At 61.1% G+C, this 2,492-nt stretch carries 3 protein-coding genes; all 3 read left to right on the top strand.

Translation table 11 applies throughout. The annotated features are described in order from the left end of the window. The coding region (locus AC1D1X_RS20735) for a class II aldolase/adducin family protein (RefSeq protein WP_477699054.1) at nucleotides 1–645 on the top strand (645 nt) is incomplete at its 5' end. Nucleotides 646–681: 36 nt separating this feature from the next. Further along, nucleotides 682–1,656, top strand: coding sequence for a Bug family tripartite tricarboxylate transporter substrate binding protein (locus AC1D1X_RS20740; RefSeq protein WP_477671461.1), 975 nt, complete (start codon nucleotides 682–684; stop codon nucleotides 1,654–1,656). 187 nt (nucleotides 1,657–1,843) lie between these two features. Then, a complete protein-coding gene (locus AC1D1X_RS20745) occupies nucleotides 1,844–2,281 on the top strand; it encodes a universal stress protein (protein ID WP_477671462.1) in 438 nt (145 codons plus the stop codon). Nucleotides 2,282–2,492 lie beyond the last annotated feature (211 nt).

Genomic DNA, 2,492 nt, shown 5'->3' on the forward strand with positions numbered 1-2,492 from the left:
GGGGTGGTAGATGGCTTTGGCCATGTGAGCGTGCGCCACGACAAGTCGTCCGGGCATTTCCTGCTGTCCTGCAACCGTGCGCCCGGGCTGGTCAAAAAAGCCGACATCCTGACCTACGACCTCAATGGCGACCTGGTGGGTGAGTCCACGCTGCGTTCTTACCTGGAGCGCTTTATCCACGGCGAAATCTATCGCGCGCGGCCCGACGTGATGGCGGTGGTGCACAGCCATTCCCCTAGCGTGATTCCTTTCGGCGTGACCGGCCAGCGCCTGCGCCCCATCTTCCACATGAGCGGTTTTTTGGGCAGCGGCTCGACGCTGTATGAAATTCGCGAGTCCAACGGCAACACCGACCTGCTGATCCGCGACATGGGCCTGGGCAAAGACCTCGCCAGGGCACTGGGCCAGCACACCTGCGTGCTGATGCGCGGCCACGGTTCGACCGTAGTGGCGCCTTCGCTGGAGCGCGCGGTTTACCGGGCGGTCTATGCCGAAGAAAATGCCAGACTGCAGCTCACGGCATCGGCCCTGGGCCCCATCGAATTCCTGACGCCCGAAGAAGCGGACCTGGCCATGGCGACGAATGAGGGCCAGGTCATGCGGCCGTGGGAATTGTGGAGCCGCAGTATCGGCGCTATTGAATAAACAGCCCGTACAAACGAAAGAGGAAAGAGGCGAATCATGAAATTTCCAAAGCTCCTGGCCCTGGTCACCTTGATGTCACTGACCTGCATGACAGCAACGCAGGCGCTGGCGCAAGCCTATCCATCACGCCCCGTGCGCATCATTGTTCCTTATGGCACCGGCGGCGGCTCCGACATCCTGGCGCGCCAGATCGGCGCACGCCTGCAGACCCTGTGGGGGCAGGGCATAGCGGTCGACAACCGTGCGGGTGCCTCCGGCAATATCGGCACGGAAGCCGTGGTCAAGGCGCCGGCAGACGGCTACACGCTGCTGCTGCAAAACAGCACCATGGTGGTCAACCCGGCCGTGAACGGCAAGCTCAACTACGACCCCGAAAAAGACCTGACACCCATCATGCTGCTGGGCCTCACGCCGATCGCGCTGGTGTCTCATCAAAGCACCAACATCAAGACGATTCAGGAACTGGTCACCTATTCCAAAGCCAACCCGGCAGCGCTGAGCTACGGCTCCTGTGGCGTCGGCACACCGCAGCATTTCGTGATGGAACTGGTCAAGCAAAAGTCTGGTGTCAGTGCTACCAATGTCGGCTACAAGGGCTGTGCCCCTGCGCTGACCGACGTGGTGGGCGGCCAGGTGCAATTGGCCATCCTCAGCGCCAACCTTGCTGCGCCGCACATCAAGACCGGCAAGCTCAACGGCATTGGCGTGTCGACCGCTACGCGCTATGACCTGATGCCCCAGGTGCCGACCTTTGAAGAGCAGGGCCTGAAGCCGCTGGACTTTTCCATCTGGTATGCGCTGATGGGCCCGGCCAAAATGCCGCCCGAGGTGGTTGCCAAAATTTATGCGGACGTTCAAAAAGTATTGGCCGAAGCCGCCGTGAGGGAAAACCTTTCAGGAGCAGGCGTGGAGCCCCTGAGCGGCGACGGTGCCGCGCTTGCCAGGCTGATCAAGGTGGACCTGGCGCGTTATGCGCAACTGGCCAAATCGGCCAATATCAAACCTGAATGAATGCTGGGGGGTAGTGACGCCCGCGCAGCGCAGGCGCTGCGGTTTCGGCGCCTTGTCTGACGGCGGCCTGTCACCCAATACCCTATAACTGATGCATGGCGGGCCCGTAGCGGCCCTGCTCTGGCCGGCATTGACCCGCGAAGGGCGCCGGCCGCAGAATCCATTCCTGGCTCAAGGAGATTCCATCATGTACAAGCACATTCTGGTTCCTGTAGACGGCTCTTCCACCTCGCGCAAGGCGATCGGCAATGCACTGGCAGTGGCCCAGGCGTTCAAGAGCGAGGTGACCGTCGTTTACGTCATAGACCCCTATGCTTTTACCGGGGTGGGCGCCGACTTTGCCTATGGGCAGGCCGAATACCTGAGCGCTGCCACGGCCGAAGCCAATGAGGCCATCACCGCAGCCGAGCAAGCTTTCAAGGAGGCGGGTATCACCGCCACCGGATCGGTGGTGGAAGGCCATGCCATCTATCGCGGCATTCTGGACACCGCCGAGGCGATCAATGCCGACCTGATCGTGATGGGCTCGCATGGCCGCCGCGGGCTTGAAAAACTGGTACTGGGTAGCGTCACCGCCCAGGTGCTTTCCCATGCACACCTGCCTGTGCTGGTGGTGCGCGACTGAGCCGCCGTTTCCTGATGACGTGACACCAACAAAGGAGCTTTTATGGACCTTCTGAACCACGACATTGCACATGAATTTCCGGAATACCTGCAGAAGATGCGCAGCCTCAAGGTGTCTGACCCACACTTTGCCGAGCTCTTTGCGCGCTACGACGAGGATAACCACGCGATTGCAAAGTATGAGCAGGGCGTGGGTGTCATCACGGACGAGG

Source organism: Polaromonas sp. P1_G4 (assembly GCF_056405475.1).

Bases quoted from the DNA above. Each gene is read 5' to 3' on its own strand.
- AC1D1X_RS20740 (WP_477671461.1), top strand. From the start codon at position 682: ATGAAATTTCCAAAGCTCCTGGCCCTGGTCACCTTGATGTCACTGACC.
- AC1D1X_RS20745 (WP_477671462.1), top strand. From the start codon at position 1,844: ATGTACAAGCACATTCTGGTTCCTGTAGACGGCTCTTCCACCTCGCGC.